Origin of the sequence: Haloplanus vescus, from assembly GCF_900107665.1 — an archaeon.
Lineage (GTDB): Archaea > Halobacteriota > Halobacteria > Halobacteriales > Haloferacaceae > Haloplanus > Haloplanus vescus.
Window position 1 is genome coordinate 119,379 of sequence record NZ_FNQT01000003.1, and the last position, 22,532, is coordinate 141,910.

The window sequence follows — 22,532 nt, forward strand, 5'->3', positions numbered from 1 at the left end:
TATAACCAACAGTTACGCACTCCATCATAAACGCCTTGCCGCTCGTCCGCCTCCCTTCGCACGAATGACGCACGAGCGCGAATACTCGGGCGACTACCCCGACAAGACCCTGTACATCCCCGGACCGACCGAGGTGCGCGAGGACGTCATCGAGTCGATGGCTCAGCCGATGTTCGGTCACCGGATGGACCGCATGACCGACCTCTACACGACCATCGTCGAGGACACGAAGGACTTCCTCGGCACCGACAACGAGGTCATGATTCTCACCGCGTCCGGCACGGAGTTCTGGGAGGCGTCGACGCTCAATCTCGTCGACGAGAACATCCTCGTGCCGACCTGTGGCAGTTTTAGCGAACGCCACGCCAACGTCGCCGAGCGACTCGGCAAGTCCGTCGACCGCCTCGAATACGAGTGGGGGCAGGCGGTCAAACCCGAAGACGTTCGCGAGGCTCTGGAGACCAGCGACACCGACTACGACGTGGTTGCCTGCGTCATGAACGAGAGTTCGACCGGCGTCCGCAACCCCATCGAGGAAGTCGGCGACGTGGTCGCCGAGTATCCGGACACCTACTTCGTCGTCGACGCTGTCTCCGCACTCGGCGGCGACCATGTCGATATCGACGCCCACGGCATCGACGTCATCTTCGCATCGACCCAGAAGGCCTTCGCCATGCCCCCCGGACTCGCTGTCTGCGTCGTCAGCGACGACGCCTACGAGCGCGAACTCGAGAAGGACTCCGCCTCGTGGTACGGCGGCTTCCAGCGCGCCCTCGACTACTACGACCGGAAGGGCCAGACCCACTCCACGCCCGCTATCCCCATCATGCTCGCCTACCGCCAGCAGATGAAGCACATGCTCGACGAGGGGCACGCGGCCCGCGCCCGTCGCCACCGCGAGATGGCCGAGTACACCCGCGAGTGGGCACGCGAGCACTTCGACCTCTATCCCGAGGCGGGCTACGAGTCCCAGACCGTGAGCTGCATCGAGAACACGCAGGACATCGACGTCGCCGCCACCATCGAGGAGGTGTCCGAGCGCTACGACATGGTCTTCTCGAACGGCTACGGCGATATCGGCGAGGAAACGTTCCGAATCGGTCACATGGGCGAACACACCGTCGAGAGCATCCGCACCCTGACCGACGCTATCGAAGACGTCGCCGACCTATAGGTCGGCTTCCTGGAACCACAGCAGTCCCAGCAGCGGCGGGACGAGAATCCACACGAGGAGCATGAGCGTCGCCGACACCTGCATGCTCACGTTCCCCTGCGTGTACAGCGCACCCTGGAGGAACGCGTTCGAGACGATTTTGAACGAGCCCGTGGGATTGAGCAATCGAAGCATCCGAAGCACCTGCTGACCGGTCAGCGGGAGCCACGACGGTGAGCCGCTCATCCCCAGATAGAGCTGGAGCGGGAGTTGAACGGCGCCCCACAGCGGCACGAACAGGAAGTAGGTGCCGATGGCGCCCCCCACCGCGCGCCGACTCGACGACGCGGCCGTCGAGAAGCCGACGGCGATGGCGACGAAGGCGACGCCCAGTATCGCCGTCAGCGCCGTGTAGCCGAGATACGACGCCACGTCGAAGTTCACCGCGGGGACGATGACGAAGATGAGCGCGGGGAGCAGGAAGCCGGCACAGACGGGTGCGGCGATGGCGCCCGAACGGCCGATGACCTTCCCGAACACCACGTCTGCCCGGGAGTGGGGAAGCGAGAGCAGGAGCTTCAGCGACCCCGATTCCCGCTCGCCGATGACGGCGTTGTAGGCGACGACCAACGCGATCAGGGGGATCAGCGTCGTCACCAGCGCGTCACGGATGAGCCGCGAGTTGAGAATTTGATTCGAGCTGATGGTCTGTCCCGGCGCCGGCCGCGCCAGATACGCCGCCAGCGACACCAGCAGGACGAACAGCACCGACAGGCCGAGCACCCACCGCGACCGGACAGCGTCCTCGAAGTCCTTGCGCGCGACGGCCTGCCACGTCATGCTGACACCTCCCCTTCCGTGTAGGCGATAAACAGGTCTTCGAGCGACGTCTCCTCTGTCTGGAAGTCCTTGACGCTCACGCCCGCGTCTTCGAGGGCGCCGATGACTGCCGTCTTCGCGTCCGGGTCGCAGGTGACCGTCACCGTGCCGCCGTCCGTCGTCGCGTCGGTCACGCCGTCGAGTGCGCGCACCGCGTCGAGGTTCTCCTCGCTCGCGGCGTCGACGGTGATGACCAGCGTCTCGCCGCCCTCCACGGCGTCGCGGAGGCCCTCGATGCTGTCCTCGGCGACGAGCTCGCCCTCGCGCATGATGCCGACGCGGTCACACACCGATTCGACCTGTCCGAGGACGTGACTGGAGAAGAAGACGGTCGCACCGCGGTCCGCCTCTGCCCGCACGATTTCGCGCATCTCACGAGCGCCGCCCGGGTCGAGACCGGAGGAGGGCTCGTCGAGAACCAGCAGATCCGGGTCGCCGACGAGCGCCATCCCGAGCGTCAGGCGCTGGCGCATCCCTTTCGAGTAGCCACCGGCCTTGCGGTCGGCGGCGTCGGCGATGCCGACGCGCTCCAAAATCGCGTCCACGTCGCCGTCGACTTCCTTCGAGCGCATGGCGAATTCGACGTGTTTGCGCCCCGTGAGGCGGTGATACACGTCGTAGCCTTCGGGGAGGACGCCCGTCCGCCGGCGGACGGCGACGCTCTCGCGTTTGGCGTCCAGACCGAGGACGCGCACCTCGCCGGCTGTCGGGCGGACGAAATCGAGCAACATGTTGATCGTCGTCGACTTTCCCGCACCGTTCGGCCCGAGGAACCCGAACACCTCGCCCTCGGGGACCGTGAGGTCGAGGTCGGAGACGGCCGTGACGTCACCGAACTGCTTGGTCACGCCGTCGAGTTCGATTGCGGCCATGCCCATGCCTTGGGCCAGTCTCTGTTAAAGGGTTTAGGTATCTTACACGCGCTCGTCCGGGTCGTGGCGCTCGGCCATCCGCGTCGCCTCGTGTGCGTAGCGTTCGCGCCGGTCCTCGTCTTCGACCGCCGTGAGTTCGTCGCGCTCTGCCTCGACCGCCGCAGTTACGCCACCCGACCGCTCGACGGCGATGGGCGCTCGCTCCATCCGCCGGGCCAACGTCCCGTCGGTCGTCGCGTACGCGAGCGAGATGAGTCCCTTGTCGTCGTAGGTGCGCTCGACCAGCCACAGTCGCTCCGTCTCGGCCATGGTCGACTCTCGTCACCGTCGTGGTTATCTCTGGTGCTCCGTCACGTGAACGTCTCGACGCGTCAGGCTCATTGGCGTTCGGCGGCTACCACACGACGATGGACGCGACGGCGGTACGGTCGCGGGCAGCCGAGTTGCCGCGGGAACCCGGCGTGTATCTCTTCTACGAGGACGAGAGCGTCCGCTACGTCGGCAAGGCAGTCGACCTTCGCGACCGGGTGCGCTCCTACGCCGACCCGCGGAGCGACCGCATCCGGCAGATGGTCACCCGCGCCGACCGAATCGACATCGCCGTCACCGACACCGAGACGCAGGCGCTCTTGCTCGAAGCCAACCTCATCAAGCGCCACCAGCCGCGGTACAATGTCCGCCTCAAGGACGACAAGTCCTACCCGCTCGTCCAACTCACCGACCACCCGGCTCCGCGCATCGAGGTGACGCGCGACCCCGCCGAGGGCGCCACCGTCTTCGGCCCCTTCACCGACAAGGGCCGCGTCGAGACGGTGGTGAAGGCGCTCCGGGAGACGTACGGCCTCCGTGGCTGTTCCGACCACAAGTACCAGGGCCGGGACCGCCCGTGTCTCGACTACGAGATGGGGCTCTGTAGCGCGCCCTGCACCGGCGAAATCGACCTCGACGCCTACGCCGAGGACGTGGAGGCCACCACCCGCTTTTTCGAGGGCGAGACGGGCGTCGTCGCCGACCCCCTCCGGCGGGAGATGGAGGCCGCCGCCCAAGCGCAGTCTTTCGAACGCGCCGCCAACCTCCGGGACCGACTCGAAACCGTCGAATCGTTCCACGGGTCGGGTGGCGACGCCGTCTCGACGCCCGGCGACGAGCGGACGGTCGACGTGCTCGGTGCCGCCATCGAGGGCGACCGGGCGACCGTCGCCCGCCTCCACAGCGAACGCGGCCAACTCGTCGACCGCTCGCGACACCGACTCGACGCCCCCGACGGCGAGGACCGCGTGGGCGCCCTCCTCGCGGCCTTCATCCCCCAGTATTACGCCGACCGCGAACTCCCCGACGCCGTGCTGTGCTCCGAACAGCCCGCCGACCCAGACGTGCGCGCGTGGCTGGAAGCCGAGGGCGTCGCCGTCCGCGTCCCGGGCGCCGGTCGCGAGGCGAAACTCGTCGACCTCGCGCTGAAGAACGCCCGCAAGCGAACGGGCTCCGACGACGCGAGCGCCCGCCTCGCCGACGAACTCCGTCTCGATACCGTCGAGCGAATCGAGGGGTTCGACGTGAGCCACACTGGGGGCACGGACGTGGTTGGCAGTAACGTCTGCTTCGTCGACGGGAGCGCCGAGAAGTCTGCATACCGCCGGAAGAAACTCGCCGAGCGCAACGACGACTACGCGAACATGCGAACGCTCGTGCGCTGGCGAGCGGAGCGCGCCGTCGAGGGCCGGGACGACCGACCCGACCCGGACCTCCTCCTCATCGACGGCGGCGACGGCCAACTCGCCGCCGCTCGGGACGCCCTCGCCGAAACCGGGTGGGACGTGCCCGCCGTGGCACTCGCCAAGGCCGAAGAGCGAGTCGTCACGCCAGACGGCGTTCACGACTGGCCCGCCGACGCCTCTTACCTCCACCTCCTCCAGCGGGTCCGCGACGAGGCCCATCGCTTCGCCGTCCAGTATCACAGCAGCGTCCGCGACGAGGTGTCGACAGCCCTCGACGACGTGCCGGGTGTCGGCCCCGAGACGCGCCGGCGACTCCTCCGGCGGTTCGGGAGCGTCGAGAACGTGCGCGCAGCGTCGCGGGCCGACCTGCTGGACGTGGAGGGTGTCGGCGAAAAGACGGCAGCGGAACTGGCCGGGCGACTGTGAGTGCGAACAGGTGGCGCCACGGCGTCGTCGCGGGGCGTGGCGCCACGCGTTCGCAAGCGCCCCGCGACCAGTCGTCAGGTCACGGGGCGGATGGCCGCGCTATCGGTGATAAACGTCGGGCGTCGGTCAGGCGATTTCGTCGTACTGGTCGCGAAGCTTCTCCGCGGCGTCGTCCATCAGGTCCGCCTCGTAGTCGTCGAGGTCCCACTCCACGACTTCCTCGACGCCGTTGGACCCGAGTTTGACGGGGACGCCGAACGCGGTGTCTTCGTAGCCGTACTCGCCGTCGAGGACGACGCTCCCGGGAAGCACCTCGCCCGTGTCGCGGATGACGGCCTCGACCATGTGGCCGACCCCCGTCGCCGGACCCCACTCGGTCGACCCCTTGCGCTCGATGACGTCCATCGCGGACTCCTGCAGGTTGCCGAGAATCTCCTCGCGTTCGTCGGCGTCGAACTCGGGGTCGCGGCCGTCGACGCGTACCTTCGAGAACGCGGGGACCTGCGCGTCGCCGTGTTCGCCGAGGATAGTCGCCTCGACGTTCTGGACTGGCGCGTCGAAGCGCTCCGAGAGGACGTAGCGGAAGCGCGCGGAGTCGAGGCGGCCGCCGAAGCCGATGACCGAGTGTCGGTCGCGGTCACCCGCCTCGTAGAGGTGGCGGTTGAGCAGGTCGACCGGGTTCGAGGTGGTGATGGACACGAAGTCGTCGTTGTACTCCGCGAGCGACGAGCTGATGTCCTCCATGATGGGAGTGTTGTCGCCCGCGAGGTCGATTCGCGTCTGGCCCGGTTTGCGGGGAATGCCCGCCGTGATGACGACGACGTCCGACCCCTCCGTCGCCGAATAGTCGCCCTGTCGAACGACCGTGTTCGAGTCGTAGGCGATGCCGTGATTCGTGTCGGCGGCTTGGCCGACGGTTTCCGACTCCATATCCGGGATGTCCACGAAGACGACTTCGTCCGCGATGTCCCGGAGGGCGATGTTGTAGCCTGCCGCGGCCCCGACGTTCCCCGCCGCGCCGATGACACTCACTTTCGTCATATCGTCTATCGGTGGCGTCGGATTCCGATTAAACGCTTCGGATGCCCCGAATTCGGCCCGCAGTCGGCACGCAGCCGTTCGACTCGTGTCGAAATGTCGTGAGGTTTTTCGACGTCGCCCGCCTGTTCGTCTCCATGAGCGGGTTCGACGAGGAGGCCGAGCGTGAGCGACTCCGGGAGAAGTACGAGGAGAATCAGGAGGAACGCGAGGCCACCCAGCGCATGAGCGAACTGCTCTTGAAGGGGGCGACGATGACCAACAGCCACTGCGACACCTGCGGCGACCCCCTCTTTCGCCACGACGGGCAGACCTTCTGCCCGACGTGTCAGGCCGCCGGCGGTGAACAGGCCGCCACCGACGCCGAGGCCGCTTCCGCCGAGGACTCGTCGGACGCCGAGCCGTCGCCCGCCGCTACCGAACCGGCGCGTGACGCCCCCGCGACGCCGACGCCGAACACCGCCCGCGAATCGCCGAGCGGTGGCGACGCCTCCACTGACGCCGCCCCCGTCGCGGACCGCCCCGCTCCGCGCACCGAGGCCGGCGGCGACCCGCGAGCGACCGCTCGGGCGTCGCTCTCGCGGACGCTCGTGAAGTACGCGCAGGCAGCCGAGGAGACGGACGACCCCCGGCGCGCGAAGGAACTCCTCGCCGCCGCCCGCGAGGCGGCGGAGACGCTCGCGGCGCTCGACTAATCGCCGGCGCCCGTGTAGTCGCTCCCGACGACCGACCGAATCCGGTCGGCGGTGACCTCGCCGACGCCGTCCACCTCCAGTAAATCCTCTTCTCGCGCCGTCATCACGCCCTCGACGCTCCCGAAGTGGTCGAGTAGCGACCGCGCCGTCACCGGCCCGATGTCCGCGATGGCGCCGACGACGTACTCCTGCTGTTCGGCCAGCGTCTTCGCGCTCTTCTCGCCGTGGACGCTCACCGTGCGGTTGCGGGTCGTCTGCTCGCGCTTGGCGATGACCGCCAGCATGTCGGCGGTGTCTCCCTCGTCGGCCGTCTGTATCACGCTCACGCCGAAATCGACCGAGAGCGACGCCAGCGCGCCACGGATGGCGTCCGGGTGGACGTTGCGCTCCTCGTAGAGGCCCTCGCCTTCGAGGACGACCACCGGGCGGGCGTAGTGACGCGCCATGTCGCCCACCTGCTCGAACAGGGAGCGGTCGCCGCCGGTGAGCGTGTCGAGGAAGTCAGACACCGATTTTCGTTCCACAGCTACCCGGTCCGAGAGGACGTAGTCGCCGACTTCCAGCGTCTCCAGCCGCGTTTCGACTCCCTCTCGTTTCGAGAGGTCGCGGGCGATGGTCGAGTCGAGTTCTCGCTGGTCGACGACGAGTTCGACCGTGTCGTCGTCGGTGCCGGCGGTGGCGACGACGCTTTCCTCGACATCGGTCGCCTCGGTGTCCTCTTCTGTCTCGTCGTCTCCCGTCTCTGTTCCGTCCGCGTCGTCCGCGCCGAACTCTTCGAGGCCGTGGTCGTCCGCGTCGCTATCGTCGGCGTCGAACGCGTCCAGCGCCGTCTGGGAGTCGTCGAGTTCCGCTTCCATCTCGTCAGCGGCACTTTTCAGCGACGCGAGTTCGTCCTCCATCTCCTGTTCGCGGCGCCGGGATATCCAGAAGAACGCCTCGTCGCGGGTGTCCTCGGCCATCAGCACGACCACGCGCCCCTCGTCCTGCCGTCCCGTCCGCCCCTTCCGCTGGATGGAGCGAATCGCCGTCGGCACGGGTTCGTAGAAGAGCACCAGGTCGACTTCGGGCACGTCCAGTCCCTCCTCGGCGACGGAGGTGGAGACGAGCACTTCGAACTCGCCCGCCCGGAAGGCGTCGAGCGTCTCGCCCTGCTCTTTCTGTGTCATGCCGTCCGACCCCTCCTTGTCGCCCTGCCCGACGAACCGCCGCACGTCGAAGCTCTCGCTCAGGAAGTCGGTGAGCGCCTCCGCCGTGTCGCGGGACTCGGTGAAGACGATGACGCGTTCGCCACCGCCGATGCCGAGGGTCTGGGCCAGCAACACCCGCGTCTGCCGGAACTTGGGGTGGAGGTCGTCGAACTCTGTCGCCTTCCGCATCGCCTCCCGAACCTTCGGTTCGGCGACGAGGCGCTGACTCGCCTTCGACGCCCCCGAGGCGCGCGCGGCGTTGCGCTGGCGTTCGAAGTACCGCCGCAGCGACTCCACCGACTGCGTCTCCGCGAGTTCGACCGCGCGCCGAAGCTTCATCACTTCGGCGTGGACCGACATCCCCTCGTACCCCTCCGACTGGTCGGCGTCGATGAGGTCCTGTAACTGCCCGCGCATCTGGTTCAGGTCGCGCTGTGAGAGGTCCGGACTCGTCGTGTTCGTCACGCCGAGTTCCTTCAGCGTCTCCAGACGCTCCGTGATCACCTCGTTGATCGCGTCCCGAATCTCCAGCACCGCGTCGGGGAGTGTGACGCGCTCCCACTCCACCTCGGTGTCGTGCGTGTAGTCGGCCACGTCGGCGTCGTCCTCGGTCATCACCGCCACCTCCTGCAGGCCGAGGTTCTCGCAGACGGTGAGGATGGCCTCCTCGTCGCCGCCGGGCGAGGCGCTCATCCCCGTCACGAGCGGGTTCGTCGCGTCCGCGTGGTACCGTTCCGCGATGTAAACGTACGCGTAGTCGCCGGTGGCGCGGTGACACTCGTCGAAGGTGAGGTGGGTCACGTCCGAGAGCGAGATGCGCCCGCCGATGAGGTCGTTCTCGACGACCTGTGGCGTCGCGATGACGATGCGACTCGACTCCCACAGGTCGGCCCGGTCCTCCGGGCGTACCTCGCCCGTGAACACCGTGATGTCGTCGTCCGGCATCGAGAGGGCTTCGCGATAGAACGTCGCGTGTTGCTGGACGAGTGGCTTCGTCGGGGCTAGAAAGAGTGCTGTCCCGCCGATGTCGGTGAGTCGGTCCGCGGTCACGAGCAGACTCACCGTCGTCTTCCCGAGTCCAGTCGGGAGACAGACCAGCGTGTGCGTGTCGCGCGCGTCGCTGGCGAGTTCGAGTTGGTAGCGACGCTGCTCGATGAAGTCGGGTTCGAGCAGCGGGTGGTCGACGTACGCGTCCGTGGCCGCCATCGGCCGATATTCGTCGTCGTCGCGGTTAAGGGTTGGCGAACCGCGGTGAAAGTGATATCACGGTTCGTTCGGAGACGGTACGCCGCCTCAAACGACTCGCTCCCCGTCGTCGTCGTAGAGGCGGATGGCGTCGACGGGACAGGCCCGCGCCGCGAACTCCGCGTCCAGTTCCGCGTCCTCGGGCACCTCGCGGACGAACAGGTCCTCGTCTGTCTCCTCGCTGTCCGCCAAGTCGGCTTTGCCGTCGTCGCGGTTCTCCTCGAAGGCTCCCCACTCCTCGACGCACTGGAACATCCCGATACAGGTGTCGCGGTCGTACTCGACGTGCATGGCCGCCCGTTGACGTGGCGCCGAGAAAGGTGTGGCGCTCGTGGGGCCGTCAGTTCGTCGTCGACTTGGAGTCGCCGCCGTCTCGCGGCGGTTCGACGCCCTCGACGACTTCCGCGACTTCCGTTTCCTTCTCGGTGTCGACGTGCCAGCGGTCGACGTCGTCCTCGTACTCCGTGAGGGACTCGCTCACCGCTTCCTTCAGCTCGTCGTCGTTGATGTTCACCTCGAAGATGAACTGGTCGCCGTCGCCGCCCCGCGCCGTCTTCTGGACGTTCGCGCTCACGAGTTCGTTGTCGAAGTAGTACGGCGCCAGTTGGGTCATCACCTTCCGGTAGACGGTGCCCTCGACGGCGCGCAACGCCTTCCGCCCCGCCGAGTCGGCGGCGCGAGCGACGTAGTTGAGCGAGTCCTGCCAGTTAGAGACTGCCCCCTCGTTGTCGCCGTCCTCGACGTGCTTGTACGACTCCGAGAGCTTCTCGCCCGCCGTCCGGAGGTCCTCGTCCGGGTTCTTGCCCGCCTTCTCGCCTTTCCCCTCGCCGACGCTGGCCTGTTCGGCCGTCTTCTCGCTCACGTCCTCGCCGAGGCGTTCGTGTGTCTTGGGGCGCCACTCGTTCCACTCCTCGAACGCCTCGCTCTCGGCGCCGGCCTCGCGGAGCGCGGCGGTGATTCGCTCCCCGTGCTCGACGATTTCTGCCCACGTCCCCCGGCGTTTGAATCCGGATACACTCTCTTCCATCGCTTATCGACCGTCCACGGTGTTCGGGTACAAAACAGTTATCGGCCGTACGTTAGTCGCGTGGCGTACTCGTCCAGTCGACGCTTGAGACGCCCGACCCACGCCGCCGGCGAGACGGCGCGCAGCTGTCGGTCGTCGACTTCGATTCGGTCACCGGCGTACGGGTCGTTCGACTCCTCCACCGTCGCGTCGACGACAGAGCTCATCGCACAGCGGCCGCACGCTTCGGCGTCTTTGCCACCCATCGTGGCCTCGCGTACGGCCGCTGACCGATTAAACCTTGTCGTGTGCCGGTGACGACGCGCTTTTCCTCCTGCCACTACAGTAGCCGCGTATGGGTTACCACGTCATCGACACCGACGACGTCGAACCGGACCCCGACCGCCCCTGCACGCGCCGGTCGCTGTCCGACCTGGGCAATCTCTCGAACATGGCTATCAATCGCTACACCGCCGCCCCCGGCGAGGAACTCCCGCTCGCCTACCACTACCACGACGAGCAAGAGGAGGCCTTCTACGTGCTCTCGGGGACGCTCCACGTGAAGACGCCCGAGGGGACGCTGGAGGCGGGCCCGGACCACCTCGTCACCATCGAACCCGACAGCCCGCAGTTCGCGTACAACCCCGAAGACGCCGACGACCCCGTGGACGTCATCGCCGTCGGGGCGCCGGCCGTCGAGGGAGAGGTCCACGCCTACGAGCCGTGACTGACGACGACGCCGGGGTCGAGACGGGGCACGACGACACGGACGAGGTCCCCGAGGACGTTCCCCAGTGGGACGACGAGTACGTCGACCGCGTCAGCGACCGGTTGATGTTCAACTACGACCTAGAGCGGGCGTACGACCTGGACGCCGAGTCGTTCGACCTCTACGGCCGCCTCGAAATCCACACGCAGAAGAAGTTCTTCCACCCGGCCATCACCTACGGCCACCACGCCTCCTTCGAACACCTGTTTCTCCGTCGCACCGACGCGGCCCGCGTCGAGACGCTCGAACGCTACGTCGACCTCGCCGCCGACCTCGCCGACCGCTGGATAGAGGCCGACGAGGAGCATTACGCCACGGAGTTCACGTTCGTCCTCGTCGCCCCCACGATTCCCGACGCCGTCCGCGAGTTCGTCACCGGCTTCACCGACCGCACGATGCTCAAGTACGGCTACAACGGCTACTACGAGACACACCTCGCCGTCGTCGCCCCCGAGGAAGAGGTCGTCGTCACCAGCGGCCGGGCCGATGTCGACGAAGCGCTCACCGTCTGGGAACCCATCGACGCCGACACGCCCGGACCGCTCGAACGCCTCAAGCGACGACTCCTCGGCTGAGTGTCGTTCGGATAAAAAAGGTCTGCGCGGTTAGTCGTCCGCTTCTTCGCCGCCGTCGGCGACTGCGGCGCCCGCCCCGCGGGCCTTGCGGATGTTGTTGATCCCCATATAGGCCAGCGAGAGCGAGAGCCAAATCAACACGAGTGCGATGACGATTTGGACGCCCGCAGACGCCATTTCGATGACTGTCCCGCCGTTCGCCCAGTTGTCGAGGACGAACTTCTGATACAGGTTCTGATACAGCGCGAGATACAGCAGCGCCAACGTGGTGATGACCAGCATGAACGCCATCGGGGCGCCGGTCGAGATGAGCTGCTTCTGATCGTCCCAGTTGGCGAGCCACACCGTCGCGACCAGGAGCGCGAGCGCCGCGAGGGTCTGGTTCGCGCCGCCGAACAGCGGCCAGAGGTCCGCCCATCGGCCGGAGGCGACGAGGATGTATGCCGGCGCCACCTGCAGGAAGGCGTTGACGTAGCGGTTGGCCGCCACCTCTTGGACCTGCGTCTCGGGCGTCCCGACGAGTTCCTCGACCATGTATCGGCCGAGGCGGACAGCAGTGTCAGTACTGGTGAGCAGGAAGCTCACGAGCACCAGCGCCATGAACGGCGCGGCGATGGCCTCGGGGATGCCGAAGCCGACGTTGAGGATGAGGCCGCCGCCGGAGGCGAAGTTCGGGAGTGCGAGCCCGATACCGCCGCTCGATGGTGTCTGGGCGTACACGCCGACGGTGATGATAGACACAGTCGCGAGCAGGCCCTCACCGAGCATCCCACCGTAACCGATGGTCCGGGCGTCGGTTTCCTTGTCCAGCTGCTTGGCCGTCGTCCCCGAGGAGACCAGCGAGTGGAAGCCGCTGATCGTCCCGCAGGCGATGGTGACGAAGAGCAGTGGGAAGAGCGGCAGCGTCGTGTTGACGAGCGCACCACCCCAGAACCCGGCGTACGCGGGCACGTCGATGACGAGCTGCGAGCCGCCGCCGGTGACCGTGCCGACGATGACGGCCAGCAACGTGCCACCGACCCCGGCGTACAGCAGGCTCGAGGTCAGGAAGTCACGCGGCTGGAGCAGCACCCAGACCGGGAGGATGCTGGCGATGAACCCGTAGACGAGTACGACCGGAATCCACGTCGCGATGTTGACGCTCCCCAGCACCGGCGGGAGCGGACTGCCCGACAGGAGGACGATGGTCCTCGCGGGGTAGTCGCCCGGCACCAGCGCGATGGGGTACTGGACGCCGACCCACACGCCCGCGAAGACGGCGGCGACGAACGCCACCGTCCCCGGCAGGAAGGGTAAGTCGAGTTGATAGAGATAGACGCCGAAGACTAGCGCCAAGAGAATGTAGACGAGTGACGCCGTCGCGGCCTGCGGATACGCGTTGAACACCACCGCAATCACGAGGCCGAACACGGCGACGACGAGAACGATAGTCAGGAACGCGAACCAGAGAATCATGTCCTTGCCGCGTTCGCCCACGTACTCGCCGATGATGTAGCCGATCGACTTCCCCTCGTGGCGCATGCTCGCCGTCAGCGACATGAAGTCGTGGACGGACCCGAAGAGGGGGTTGCCGATGGCGACCCAGAGGAACGCCGGCACCCATCCCCAGACCACCGTCGCGGTGATCGGTCCGACAATCGGTGCCCCACCCGCGATGCTCGAATAGTGATGCCCCAACAGCACCGGCTTCTTGGACGGAACGTACTCCTGCCCGTCCCGATACTTGTGTGCTGGCGTCTCTCGCTCGTCGTCCAGGTCGACGAACTGCGACAGGTACCGAGAGTACCCGAGGTACGCGACCGAGAACGTCACGAGCGTGAGAACCACCACTGTTATTGCCTGTACCATGTGTGTCCCACCGTCAAATCACGAAAAATAATTACTTAAGCGTTGGGCATTGCGACGCCTCAGCGGACCTATCTCCTCCGATTTAGGTGCTGACACGACCCGTTTTGGGCGTCTGCTCAGACGTCCACGTCGAGTTCGGCCGCCACCTCGTCGAGCAGCGACCCCTTCACTTCGCGGACGCGCGTCTCGATTTCGGCGACCACCGGCGCGTCGAACGTCTCGTGGAGTTCGTCGAGGCGCTCTCGCTCCGTCGCCACTCGCTCGCGGAGGAAGCGCGCCCCGCGTCCCGACTCGTCGTCGTCGGGTTCCGGCGTGAGTTTGTTCACCGCCAGCCCCGCCACCGACAGGCCGTGGTCGGAGAGGCCGTCGATGGCGCGGCGCGTCTCCCGAATCGACAGTTCGTCCGGGTTGACCACGAGGACGAACGTCGCCTCGTTCTGGAGTGTCTCCTTCGCGAACTCGAAGGTCTCTTTTCGCTCTTGGAGTCGGGCGATAATCGGGTCGCCCTCCATCATTCGCCGCGGTTCTTGGTTCCCGATAGCCGCACGCTCGAACAGGTCGACACTCTCCTTGCGCTTGTGGAGGAGACGCTCGACCCAGCCCTGCAGGAACTCCGGCAGGCTCAACAGCCGCAGGGTGCCGCCCGTCGGCGACGTGTCGAAGACGATTCGGTCGTACGGGTCGGGGTCGCGCATCACGTCGATGAAGCGGTCGAACAGCGCCGCCTCGTACGCGCCCGGCGTCTGGTGGGCCATCTCTATCTGCCGGTCGATTTCGTTGACCATCGCCGGACTCACCTGGTCGCCGAGGGCGCGTTTCGTCTCCATCAGGTGGCGCTCCACCTCGTCGTCGGGGTCGATTTCCATGACCGAGAGGTTGTCGATGCCCTCGACGGGTTTCGGGGAGTCGTCGAACGGCTGGTCGAACACGTCGGCGGTGCTGTGGGCGGGGTCCGTCGAGACGACCAGCGTCTCCAGTCCCGCGCGAGCACATTTCAGGCCGTAGGCGCTCGACACCGTGGTCTTGCCGACGCCGCCCTTGCCGCCGAAGAAGACGAAGCGGTCCATCAGAAGTGGTACTGCTTGCCCTTTCGTTCCAGCAGCGACCCACGGTCCCACATCCGCCGCTCCCATGCCTCGAACTCGTCTTCGAGATACGGCAGGAGCTCCGCCGTGTAGTAGGACACGGGACTCGGGATGCCGAAGGCGTCGGGGAAACACGCGAGCATGAAGGTGTCCTCCCGGTCTTCGGCCTCCGCCTCGATTTTCTCGTAGGCCGGGTGCGTCACCATGCCGTGATACAGGCCACGGAGCCACTCCTCGGCGACACGCCGGACGGTAGCGATGCGTTCCGCGAGGTCCATACCTCGTCTCGCCGCCACGCGGAGAAAAACGTGTCGTCAGGGCCTATCGCCTGCGCGTGCCGGAACAGGCCTGCGGCGCGACCCTCTGTCCGCGGCGTTAAGTCCGTCCCCCGCCCATCCGGGCGTATGCACGACGCCATTCCCGTCACGATTCTGAGCGGGAGCCTCGGGGCCGGGAAGACGACGCTGCTCAATCACCTGCTCACCGACGCCGGAGACCGCGATATCGCCGTCCTCGTCAACGACATGGGCGACGTCAACGTCGACGCCGACCTCGTGAGTCAGAACACGGACCTCGCCGTCGACGACGGCGTGACGGAGCTATCCAACGGGTGTATCTGCTGTGAACTGCAGGACGACCTCGAAACCGCCGTCGTCCGCCTCGCCCGTGACCGCGACTTCGACCACCTCGTCGTCGAGGCGTCGGGCATCTCCGAACCCCGCCCCGTCGCCCGCCTGTTCACCACGGGGTCGCGCGCCGCCGCCCGCTACGAGGTGTCGTCGGTCGTCGCCGTCGTCGACGCCCGCCAGTTCCACGACGCCTTCGGCGACGCGGGCGTCGCGACCCGCCGGGGCGACAGCGATTCGGACACCCGACCGCTCTCCGACCTCCTCGTCGAGGGCGTCGAGTTCGCCGACCTCGTCGTCCTCAACAAGACCGACCTCGTCACGGCCGCGGAGCTCGACGCCGTCGAGGAGATGGTGCGGACGCTCCGCCCCGACGCCGAGGTGGTCCGCACCGAACACAGCCGCGTCGACCCCGACACCGTCTTCCAGCGGCGGTACGACCCCGCGACGGCAGACGAAGCGGGCTGGAAGCAGACGCTGGCGGACGACGACGATTCGCACGACCACGCCGACCACGACCACGCCCACCCCGAGACTGTCTACGGCGTCACCTCCTTCACCTACCGCCGACGCCGCCCCTTCCACCCGCGGCGCCTCTACACCGTCCTCGACGACCTGCCCACCGCCGTCGTGCGCTCGAAGGGCACCTGCTGGATAGCCACCGGCGCGGACCTCTCCTACACGCTGGCGCAGGCCGGCCCCTCGGTTCGAGTGGAGGCCGCCGGCCCGTGGGTCGCCAGCCTTCCCGAATTCGAACAGGACGCCTACCGGCGCAACCGCTCGGACCTCGACTGGGACGAGGAGTGGGGGGACCGCCGGACCGAACTCGTCGTCATCGGGCGCGAGATGGACGACGACGCGCTAATCGCGGCGCTCGACGACTGTTTGCTCACCGACGACGAGATGGCCGCCGCGTGGGACGACTTCGAGAACCCATTTCCCACCGACGCGGGCAACGAACTCGTCGTGACCGAACCGACGCGTTAGCAGGCACACCCGGTCGACCCGGGCGAGCGTTCGAACGCCATCTCGTCGCCACAGGTCGGGCACGTCGGGGCGTCGTCACCCTTGACGTCGAGGTCGAGAATCCGCTCCTCGCAGTCGTGACACCAGTACGCCCCCGCCGACTCGCTCGACCCCTCGCCGCGGTTCGACGCGGACGACGACGCCGCCAGCGTCTCGGTAATCGTGTTCAACAGTCCCATACCGACACGTTCGTGTCTCGACAGGTAAAGCCACGGCCGGCTGTCCGCGCGCGGCGCACAGTCGTCACGTCGCCTCGTCCGCAAGCGCGTCCAGCAGGCGGTTCAGTTCTCCCTGTCGCTTCCACGTCGCCAGTCGGTCCGTCAGCGTCGAGAGCGGAAGCCCGAGACTCACCGACGACCGCGCGGTGACGCGGGCGCCCTCGTCTTCGGCCGTGACGGTCAGGTCGGTCGTCATGGCGTCGAACGGCCCCGCGGACCCCGCCTGCGTGTAGTGGAGGCCGTCCGGTCGCTCCTCGAATCGGAGCGTGAGTTCCAGCCCTCGCGCGCCCGCCGTGACGAGCGTTCCGTCGTCGGTTTCGGTCACGTCGCGGACCGTGAAACTCCCCTCGCTCTCGACGACGGTCGCGGGCGTCAGCACCCGCCAGACCGCCGTCGGCGTCGCCCGGACGAACCGTGACACCTCGACCTCGCGCATCGACGCATCCTTCGAGTCAGCGCACCAAAAACGGGAGGGACAGCGCGCCGAGGACTGCCGTCCCGACGATGGCGGCGTAGAACAGCCCGCGGATGCGCTGCTCGGGCGGAATCTCGCCCCTGATTTCGGGTCGAGCGGTGTAGACGAGGCGGTGATACGCCACGCCGACGGCGGCGAGACAGGCCACTCCGGGGAGGCCGAACACCGCCGGGCCCTCCAGCCCCACCGCCAGCGCGTATATCGGGCCGACTGAGAAGCAGACGAGGGCGGCCATCGCCGCGACGACGAAGAAGGGCACGGCGTCGACGGCGGTGCCGTCGCGGTTCCGGAGACGCATACGCGCGCTACGGCCTCCGTGGGGAAAATTCACACGGGCACACCCGAAGGTTCAGGGCCGTCCATCGCCTGCGCTCACGCATGCCGACGGTGCGCGCCGACGTGGTCGGTGAAGAGACACAGGAGGTCAGCCTCGACGCCGACGCGACGTACGGCGACTTGCTCGCCGAACTCGACTTCAGCCCGCACGAGGCGACGGTCCTCGTCGACGACTCGCCCGTGCCCGAGGACCGACGGGTCGACCACGACGAGGTGCGCATCCTCAGACTCGTGAAAGGCGGCGCCGTCGCCGACGGCGTATCCGTGCGCGCGGCGACGCCCGAGGACCACCTCGACGTGATGCGAATTCTCGACGGCGCGATGCTGGACGTGGACGCCGCGACGGTGCGCGACCGTATCGGGACCGGCGAGGTGTCGGTCGCGATTCTCGACGACCGAGTCGTCGGCGCCCTCGTCCGCGACGGCGACCGAGTGGCCGCGGTGGCGACTCGGAAGCGTCGCCGCGGGCAGGGAGTCGGCACCGCGCTGGTGTCGGCCGCGGCCGCCGACCGGGACCGCCTCGTCGCCGAGTTCGACCCGCGGGTTCGACCCTTCTACGAGTCGCTGGGCTTCGATATCGAGCCGATAGCGGGCAGTGACCGCCTCAGCGGGCGATTATAGCCGGCACGAGACGGCCGCGCCCACCTCGTCCGCCCAGTAGAGAAGGGCGACGGTGAGACAGAACACGAGCGTCGAGAGGTCCCACGACAGCCCCGTCAGCGTCGACCCGAACAGGGTCGTGGCACCGAGCAGGGGAAGCAGAATCGAGAACGTACAGCCGACACAGGAGACGAGGCCGAGGACGCCCGAGAGCACCGCCCGCGTCGCGTCGAGCAGGCGGACGTAGACGAGGTAGGTCATCGCGACGTAGCCGACGAATTTGAACGGGATGAGTGTCAGTCGGAGCCGTGGCGTGCCGTAGACGAGCGTCGGCCCCCAGCCGGGTACGTTCCAGTGAATCGACGAGACGGCGCCGCCGGGGAGCGGGCCGCTCACGCCGAGCAATACGAGGCCGCCGGCCCACGAGAGCACGAGGAGGTAGACGGCGGCGACGGCGGTGGCGACGGCCCGGTGGCGGCTATCGACGCTCGGCACGTCGACGCGGAGCATCGCCCACACGCCGAGATTTATCCAGACGAACGGGTAGACGACGTAGCGCGGTTCGGTGACGATGGTGCCCGTCACCGAGAGATAGGCGGTGACGAGCGCGATTTCGCCCGCGACGACCAGACACCACCAGCGGATGGCGGCGCTTTCGTCGAGCAGGCGTCGTCGCAGGCGCGACCCAGCCGGCGCTTCGCTCACGCACCCGTCACCTCGCTGTCCATACTCGAACGCTCCGCCGCCACGAGTATGGGCGCTTCGGTCGCCTACCGCCTCAGAGGTGTGACTCCACCAGGTCGCGGCCGGCCTCGAGGAGTGCGTCCACTCGCTCGCGACTCCCCGCTTCGGCGTAGACGCGCATCTTCGGTTCCGTCCCGCTCGGCCGGACGAGGAGCCACGAGCCGTTGGCCAGCAGGAGTTTGAAGCCGTCGAGGGTCACTACCTCTTCGACCGCCTCGCCGACCACTCGGTCGGGAATCGCCTCGCCGAGGGCCTCGATGACTGGCTCCTTTCGTTCGTCCGGGCAGTCGACGCTCACCTTGTCCGCGACGATGTCGCCGTGGGTGGCAAGCAAGTCGTCGACGTGGCGGTCCAGCGACTCCGTCGCCGCGGCGTCGGCGGCGAGGACAGCCATCAACACGCCGTCCTTCTCGGGGACGTGCCCCCGAATCGAGAAGCCGCCGGACTCCTCGCCGCCCATCAGGGCGTCGTTCGCCATCATCGCCTCGGCGACCCACTTGAACCCGACCGCCGTCTCGACTACCTCTTCGCCGTGGGCTTCGGCGACTCGGTCGACGAGGAACGTCGTCGAGACGGTGCGGACCGCCGGCCCCGACTCCTCTTCGAGCAGGGAGTCGTACATCGCGGCGAAAAACAGGTTCTCGTCGAGGTAGCCGCGCTTCGGCGTGACCACCGCGAGGCGGTCGGCGTCGCCGTCGTTCGCGATACCGAGGTCGGCGTCGTGGGCCTCGACGGCGCTGACGAGGCCTTGGAGGTGGTCCGCGCTGGGTTCGGGGGGCGTGCCGCCGAAGGAGGTGTCCCGCTCACAGCGCCGGCGAATCACCGTCGCCCCCGCGGCTTCGAGGAGTTCGTCGGTGACGCCCCGACCGCTCCCGTGCATCGCGTCGTAGACGACAGTCAGCCCCGAGCAGTCTGGCTCGACCAGTCGCTCGACCTGTTGGGCGTGGGGGGACACGAAGTCGACGCGCTCTATCGAGCCGCGCGACCCCTCCGCTCGCGGGTAGGCGAGTCGCTCCTCGATGGCGTCGGTCACCTCCGGGAGCGCAGGTGCGCCGTCACCGGGGATGAACTTCACGCCGTTGTACTCCGGCGGGTTGTGGGAGGCGGTGACCATCAGCGCACCGGCGAGGTCGCGGTCGACGATGGTCCACGCGACGAGCGGTGTCGGGCAGTCGCGCTCGGGGAGGAGGACGTCGATTCCGTTGTCGGCGAGGACATCGGCTAGCGACTCGGCGAAGCCCTCCGAGGTCGCTCGCGCGTCGTACCCGACCGCCACCGGGGCGTCGTGACCGACGTCGGCGAGGTAGTCCGCGACCGCCTGTCCGACCATCCGCACCCGCTCGTCGGTGAAGGTGTCGAGGCGAGCGCGCCACCCGTCCGTCCCGAATGAGATGGCGTCCATGTCCGACCCTTTCGCGCCGCCGAGAAAAAGATGGGCGTCAGCCGTCGACGAGTCCGACCTTACTGCGGCGTCCCGTCCTCGACCAGTCGCTCCTTCTCCGACCGCGACAGCGACTTGATTTCGTGTTCCCGAGACATCGCCGCCGACCGCGTCTCGAACTCCTCGACGTGGCGTAGGTCGACCGGCGTCCGCCCGCGGGTGTACTTCGCCCCCTCGCCGGCGTCGTGTTCGGCGACGCGTCGCTCCACGTCCGTCGTATACCCCGTGTAGTAGGTGCCGTCCGCGCATTCGAGGACGTAGACGTAATGCATCGTCGGTGCGAGGACCCGCCCGCACGTAGGCGTTCCGAGAAGGCTTCGCGTGGTGGTCAGACGTCGTTACCCTGACTACGCGTTCGGGGTCCGGCGTCTCGACGCCTCCGCGATACCGGCGTTCGCCGAGCAACTTGGACAGGCGAGCAGTCGCCCACTCGCGTCGGCGAACACCCGCGCGAAGCGCTCCGAGACGTGTGACCCACAGTGATCGCAGCGTGCCATGGTTGTGCCGGCTACCACCGGTGCCGACGGTTCTGTGTAGGGTTCCCACACGTAAAGGGAAACGCGCGCGCACGAAAGAATAAGACAAATGTCCAGAAATACGCGATAAAAATATTTGTCGAGGCGCCACACCGGGCTCATTCTTCGCGAGCGCTGGCAACGGCACGAGCGACGAGCCCCGCCTGTGCGCCCGCAGTGAATCCGGCGTCGACATTGACCACCGACAGCACCGTACACGACTGGAGCATGCCGAGTATCGCCGCCTCGCCGTCGCCGCCGTGGCCGTACCCCGTCGACACCGGGACGCCGATGACCGGCGTGTCTATCAACCCGGCGACGACGGTCGGAAGCGCGCCCTCTCGACCCGCCGCGACGACGACCACGTCCGCCGCTCGAAGGGTGTCGAGGTGGTCGACGATTCGGCCGAGGTGGGCGACGCCCACGTCGTCGATTCGCTCGACGGTGGCGCCGACAGCGCGGGCGAGCACCGCGGCTTCGCCCCCTACCGCAGCGTCCGAGGTGCCCGCGGTGACGACGGCGACTCGCGCGTCGATGTCGGGCGGTTCGAAGTCGGGAGCGCGAATCACGAGCGTCCGCGCGCGTTCGTCGCGGTCGACCGTCGCGTCCGCGGGCACGTCGTCGGTGACGGCGGTGACGTGGTCGTCGTCGGCGCGGGTGATCAGCGCCCGGCCGGTCGTCTCCAGCGCCGCGAGCGCCATCGACGCCACCTCGTCGGGCGTCTTGCCCTCGGCGAGAATCGCCTCCGGAATTCCACGGCGCGTCTCGCGGGCGGCGTCGAACCGCCCCGCCTCGGTCGTCGCGTAGCCGGCGAGTTGCGCCTCCGCGGCCGCGGGCGAGAGGTCGCCGCTCGCCACCGCGTCGAGAATATCGCGCATACCCCGCGTCCGGTCCTGAACCACTCGTAGGTGTCGGTTCTGGACCCAGTATTTATATATCTGGCGCGAAACGCGCGAGAACGGCCCCTGTGGCGGCACGCGCGGCCGATTTGGGAAATCTTATTAATAAGGGTTGGTTTGTGTGGGGTGTATGGCAGACCTTATCGTCAAAGCCGCCGTGAAGGAAGCGCTCCAGGACAAGAACGTCTCTTCGGACTTCTACAGTGCCCTCGACGAGGAAGTCGAGGAACTGCTCGACGACGCCGCCCGTCGTGCCGAGCAGAACGACCGTAAGACGGTCCAGCCGCGCGACCTCTAAGACGGTTTATTGTACGTCAGTCCCGGAGGTTCGCCGGCCCTCTCGGCGAACCACCGGAAACAGTTACAGTAATCCGCACAAGTCGGCGGTTCCAGTCTTCTCCGTTTTTTCGCGTCCGCTAGCGACCGCTATCGCTCGCGGACGGTCACGCCGTCGTCGGTGCCGACGTGTACCTCGTCGGCGAGGCCGACGAACAGGCCGTGGGCCACCACACCCGGAATCGTCGCGAGGTCCGTCGCCAGCGCCCCCGGATTGCTGATGGTCCCGAACGCGCAGTCGAGGACGAGATTGCCGTTGTCGGTCACGACGGGGCCGTCTTTCCCCTCCGCGGCCCGGAGCGTCGGCGTCCCGTCGAGCTCGCGGACCGCCCGCTCGACTGTCGCCCGCGCGTCGGGCAACAGCTCGACCGGCACCGACCGGTCGAGTTCCGGCGTCTCCTTCGTCGGGTCGGCGACGACGACGAACCGTTCGGCCGCCGCGTCGACGATTTTCTCGCGGGCGTGGGCCGCGCCGCCTCCTTTGATGAGCGCCAGGTCGTCGCTCACCTGATCGGCGCCGTCGATGGCGATATCGAGCGTCTCGATGGCGTCCAGTCCCACGAGCGGAACCCCCACCTCACGCGCCAGGTCACGCGATGCGTAGGAGGTGGCGACGCCGCGCACGTCGAGGCCGTCGTCGACCGCTCGTCCGAGCGCGCGGATGGCGTGGGCCGCCGTGCTCCCCGTCCCCAGTCCCACCGTGTCGCCGTCGGTCACGAGGGCGGCGGCGTGCTCACCCGCGCGACGCTTCGCCGCGTCCGGTCCGCCGGGTGTCTTCATACGCTCACGCTCCACCGGCGGCGACAAAAGCGACCCGGTGCGG

The 22,532-nt window shown here is 67.6% G+C and carries 28 protein-coding genes; 8 read left to right on the forward strand and 20 right to left on the reverse strand.

Translation table 11 applies throughout. The features are described from left to right. Window positions 1-64 precede the first annotated feature (64 nt). Window positions 65-1,174 (forward strand): pyridoxal-phosphate-dependent aminotransferase family protein, encoded by a 1,110-nt coding sequence (locus BLU18_RS10525; RefSeq protein ID WP_092634812.1) that lies wholly within the window; start codon window positions 65-67, stop codon window positions 1,172-1,174. Here the strand turns inward: BLU18_RS10525 and BLU18_RS10530 are convergent. Genes BLU18_RS10530 through BLU18_RS10540 form a run of 3 tightly spaced genes read right to left on the reverse strand, consistent with a single transcriptional unit; the run spans window position 1,169 to window position 3,213 of the window. Further along, complete coding sequence (locus BLU18_RS10530) at window positions 1,169-1,993, reverse strand: ABC transporter permease subunit (RefSeq protein ID WP_092634814.1); 825 nt, start codon at window positions 1,991-1,993, stop codon at window positions 1,169-1,171. The two genes, BLU18_RS10525 and BLU18_RS10530, sit on opposite strands and share 6 nt — an antisense overlap. Then, complete coding sequence (locus tag BLU18_RS10535; RefSeq protein ID WP_092634816.1) at window positions 1,990-2,904, reverse strand: ABC transporter ATP-binding protein; 915 nt, start codon at window positions 2,902-2,904, stop codon at window positions 1,990-1,992. Before BLU18_RS10535 ends, BLU18_RS10530 begins: the two co-directional genes overlap by 4 nt. A gap of 42 nt (window positions 2,905-2,946) precedes the next feature. After that, window positions 2,947-3,213, reverse strand: coding sequence for a DUF7967 family protein (locus tag BLU18_RS10540; protein ID WP_092634818.1), 267 nt, complete (start codon window positions 3,211-3,213; stop codon window positions 2,947-2,949). Window positions 3,214-3,311: 98 nt separating this feature from the next. Here BLU18_RS10540 and BLU18_RS10545 point away from each other — a divergent pair, with 98 nt between their 5' ends. Continuing rightward, the gene (locus tag BLU18_RS10545) at window positions 3,312-5,045 is read left to right on the forward strand and encodes an excinuclease ABC subunit C (RefSeq protein ID WP_092635314.1); all 1,734 of its coding nucleotides are present in this window, start codon (window positions 3,312-3,314) and stop codon (window positions 5,043-5,045) included. A 126-nt stretch (window positions 5,046-5,171) separates the two neighbouring features. Here the strand turns inward: BLU18_RS10545 and mdh are convergent, their stop codons facing one another. Further along, on the reverse strand, window positions 5,172-6,086 hold the full coding sequence (mdh, locus tag BLU18_RS10550) for a malate dehydrogenase (RefSeq protein WP_092634820.1): 915 nt from the start codon (window positions 6,084-6,086) through the stop codon (window positions 5,172-5,174). 134 nt (window positions 6,087-6,220) lie between these two features. Here mdh and BLU18_RS10555 point away from each other — a divergent pair, with 134 nt between their 5' ends. Beyond that, complete coding sequence (locus BLU18_RS10555; RefSeq protein WP_092635316.1) at window positions 6,221-6,778, forward strand: Sjogren's syndrome/scleroderma autoantigen 1 family protein; 558 nt, start codon at window positions 6,221-6,223, stop codon at window positions 6,776-6,778. On the opposite strand, the gene BLU18_RS10560 is transcribed toward BLU18_RS10555, so the two are convergent. The 4 genes from BLU18_RS10560 to BLU18_RS10575 all read right to left on the reverse strand — a co-directional run bounded on the left by BLU18_RS10560 (window position 6,775) and on the right by BLU18_RS10575 (window position 10,482). After that, window positions 6,775-9,171, reverse strand: coding sequence for a DEAD/DEAH box helicase (locus BLU18_RS10560; protein ID WP_092634822.1), 2,397 nt, complete (start codon window positions 9,169-9,171; stop codon window positions 6,775-6,777). The two genes, BLU18_RS10555 and BLU18_RS10560, sit on opposite strands and share 4 nt — an antisense overlap. Window positions 9,172-9,258: 87 nt before the next feature. After that, on the reverse strand, window positions 9,259-9,501 hold the full coding sequence (locus BLU18_RS10565; protein WP_092634824.1) for a ferredoxin: 243 nt from the start codon (window positions 9,499-9,501) through the stop codon (window positions 9,259-9,261). A gap of 49 nt (window positions 9,502-9,550) precedes the next feature. After that, window positions 9,551-10,237, reverse strand: a complete 687-nt coding sequence (locus BLU18_RS10570) for a DUF5828 family protein (protein WP_092634826.1) — start codon at window positions 10,235-10,237, stop codon at window positions 9,551-9,553. Window positions 10,238-10,275: 38 nt separating this feature from the next. Next, window positions 10,276-10,482 carry a DUF8007 family protein gene (locus BLU18_RS10575; protein WP_092634828.1) on the reverse strand — a complete coding sequence of 69 codons (207 nt, stop codon included), beginning with the start codon at window positions 10,480-10,482 and terminating at the stop codon, window positions 10,276-10,278. Window positions 10,483-10,571: 89 nt separating this feature from the next. On the opposite strand from BLU18_RS10575, the gene BLU18_RS10580 reads away from it, so the two are divergent. Both BLU18_RS10580 and BLU18_RS10585 read left to right on the forward strand, forming a co-directional pair. Beyond that, the gene (locus tag BLU18_RS10580) at window positions 10,572-10,943 is read left to right on the forward strand and encodes a cupin domain-containing protein (RefSeq protein WP_092634830.1); all 372 of its coding nucleotides are present in this window, start codon (window positions 10,572-10,574) and stop codon (window positions 10,941-10,943) included. Beyond that, entirely contained in the window at window positions 10,940-11,560 is a 621-nt protein-coding gene (locus BLU18_RS10585; protein ID WP_092634832.1) for a DUF8052 family protein, read from the forward strand. The genes BLU18_RS10580 and BLU18_RS10585 overlap by 4 nt, the downstream gene beginning before the upstream one ends. Window positions 11,561-11,590: 30 nt before the next feature. Here the strand turns inward: BLU18_RS10585 and BLU18_RS10590 are convergent, their stop codons facing one another. The 3 genes from BLU18_RS10590 to BLU18_RS10600 all read right to left on the reverse strand — a co-directional run bounded on the left by BLU18_RS10590 (window position 11,591) and on the right by BLU18_RS10600 (window position 14,771). Further along, on the reverse strand, window positions 11,591-13,408 hold the full coding sequence (locus tag BLU18_RS10590) for a carbon starvation CstA family protein (protein WP_092634834.1): 1,818 nt from the start codon (window positions 13,406-13,408) through the stop codon (window positions 11,591-11,593). Between the two features lie 116 nt (window positions 13,409-13,524). After that, on the reverse strand, window positions 13,525-14,475 hold the full coding sequence (locus BLU18_RS10595) for an ArsA family ATPase (protein ID WP_092634836.1): 951 nt from the start codon (window positions 14,473-14,475) through the stop codon (window positions 13,525-13,527). Continuing rightward, complete coding sequence (locus BLU18_RS10600) at window positions 14,475-14,771, reverse strand: DUF7990 family protein (RefSeq protein ID WP_092634838.1); 297 nt, start codon at window positions 14,769-14,771, stop codon at window positions 14,475-14,477. The genes BLU18_RS10595 and BLU18_RS10600 overlap by 1 nt, the downstream gene beginning before the upstream one ends. A gap of 126 nt (window positions 14,772-14,897) precedes the next feature. Between BLU18_RS10600 and BLU18_RS10605 the strand changes: the two genes are divergently transcribed. Beyond that, entirely contained in the window at window positions 14,898-16,106 is a 1,209-nt protein-coding gene (locus BLU18_RS10605) for a CobW family GTP-binding protein (protein ID WP_092634840.1), read from the forward strand. Here BLU18_RS10605 and BLU18_RS10610 read toward each other — a convergent pair. The 3 genes from BLU18_RS10610 to BLU18_RS10620 form a co-directional block, all read right to left on the reverse strand. Next, window positions 16,103-16,324, reverse strand: coding sequence for a hypothetical protein (locus BLU18_RS10610; RefSeq protein ID WP_092634843.1), 222 nt, complete (start codon window positions 16,322-16,324; stop codon window positions 16,103-16,105). The genes BLU18_RS10605 and BLU18_RS10610 overlap by 4 nt on opposite strands. Window positions 16,325-16,388: 64 nt before the next feature. Further along, window positions 16,389-16,799, reverse strand: coding sequence for an SRPBCC family protein (locus tag BLU18_RS10615; protein ID WP_092634845.1), 411 nt, complete (start codon window positions 16,797-16,799; stop codon window positions 16,389-16,391). 16 nt (window positions 16,800-16,815) lie between these two features. Then, a complete protein-coding gene (locus BLU18_RS10620) occupies window positions 16,816-17,136 on the reverse strand; it encodes a hypothetical protein (RefSeq protein WP_092634847.1) in 321 nt (106 codons plus the stop codon). Between the two features lie 80 nt (window positions 17,137-17,216). On the opposite strand from BLU18_RS10620, the gene samp2 reads away from it, so the two are divergent. After that, on the forward strand, window positions 17,217-17,795 hold the full coding sequence (gene samp2 / locus BLU18_RS15230) for a ubiquitin-like small modifier protein SAMP2 (RefSeq protein ID WP_342702048.1): 579 nt from the start codon (window positions 17,217-17,219) through the stop codon (window positions 17,793-17,795). On the opposite strand, the gene BLU18_RS10635 is transcribed toward samp2, so the two are convergent. From BLU18_RS10635 to larB, 5 genes are all read right to left on the reverse strand, one after another. Then, window positions 17,790-18,479 carry a DUF7546 family protein gene (locus tag BLU18_RS10635; protein WP_092634850.1) on the reverse strand — a complete coding sequence of 230 codons (690 nt, stop codon included), beginning with the start codon at window positions 18,477-18,479 and terminating at the stop codon, window positions 17,790-17,792. The genes samp2 and BLU18_RS10635 overlap by 6 nt on opposite strands. A gap of 73 nt (window positions 18,480-18,552) precedes the next feature. After that, on the reverse strand, window positions 18,553-19,920 hold the full coding sequence (locus BLU18_RS10640) for a phosphoglucomutase/phosphomannomutase family protein (RefSeq protein WP_092634852.1): 1,368 nt from the start codon (window positions 19,918-19,920) through the stop codon (window positions 18,553-18,555). Between the two features lie 59 nt (window positions 19,921-19,979). Then, window positions 19,980-20,231, reverse strand: a complete 252-nt coding sequence (locus BLU18_RS10645) for a GIY-YIG nuclease family protein (protein ID WP_092634854.1) — start codon at window positions 20,229-20,231, stop codon at window positions 19,980-19,982. 75 nt (window positions 20,232-20,306) lie between these two features. Next, entirely contained in the window at window positions 20,307-20,456 is a 150-nt protein-coding gene (locus BLU18_RS14920) for a DUF7563 family protein (protein WP_176791231.1), read from the reverse strand. A 137-nt stretch (window positions 20,457-20,593) separates the two neighbouring features. Beyond that, the gene (gene larB, locus BLU18_RS10650; RefSeq protein WP_092635321.1) at window positions 20,594-21,352 is read right to left on the reverse strand and encodes a nickel pincer cofactor biosynthesis protein LarB; all 759 of its coding nucleotides are present in this window, start codon (window positions 21,350-21,352) and stop codon (window positions 20,594-20,596) included. Between the two features lie 151 nt (window positions 21,353-21,503). On the opposite strand from larB, the gene BLU18_RS10655 reads away from it, so the two are divergent. Further along, window positions 21,504-21,671 (forward strand): DUF1931 domain-containing protein, encoded by a 168-nt coding sequence (locus tag BLU18_RS10655; protein ID WP_092634856.1) that lies wholly within the window; start codon window positions 21,504-21,506, stop codon window positions 21,669-21,671. Between the two features lie 128 nt (window positions 21,672-21,799). Here the strand turns inward: BLU18_RS10655 and rpiA are convergent, their stop codons facing one another. Then, entirely contained in the window at window positions 21,800-22,489 is a 690-nt protein-coding gene (gene rpiA / locus BLU18_RS10660) for a ribose-5-phosphate isomerase RpiA (protein ID WP_092634859.1), read from the reverse strand. Between the last annotated feature and the right edge of the window lie 43 nt (window positions 22,490-22,532).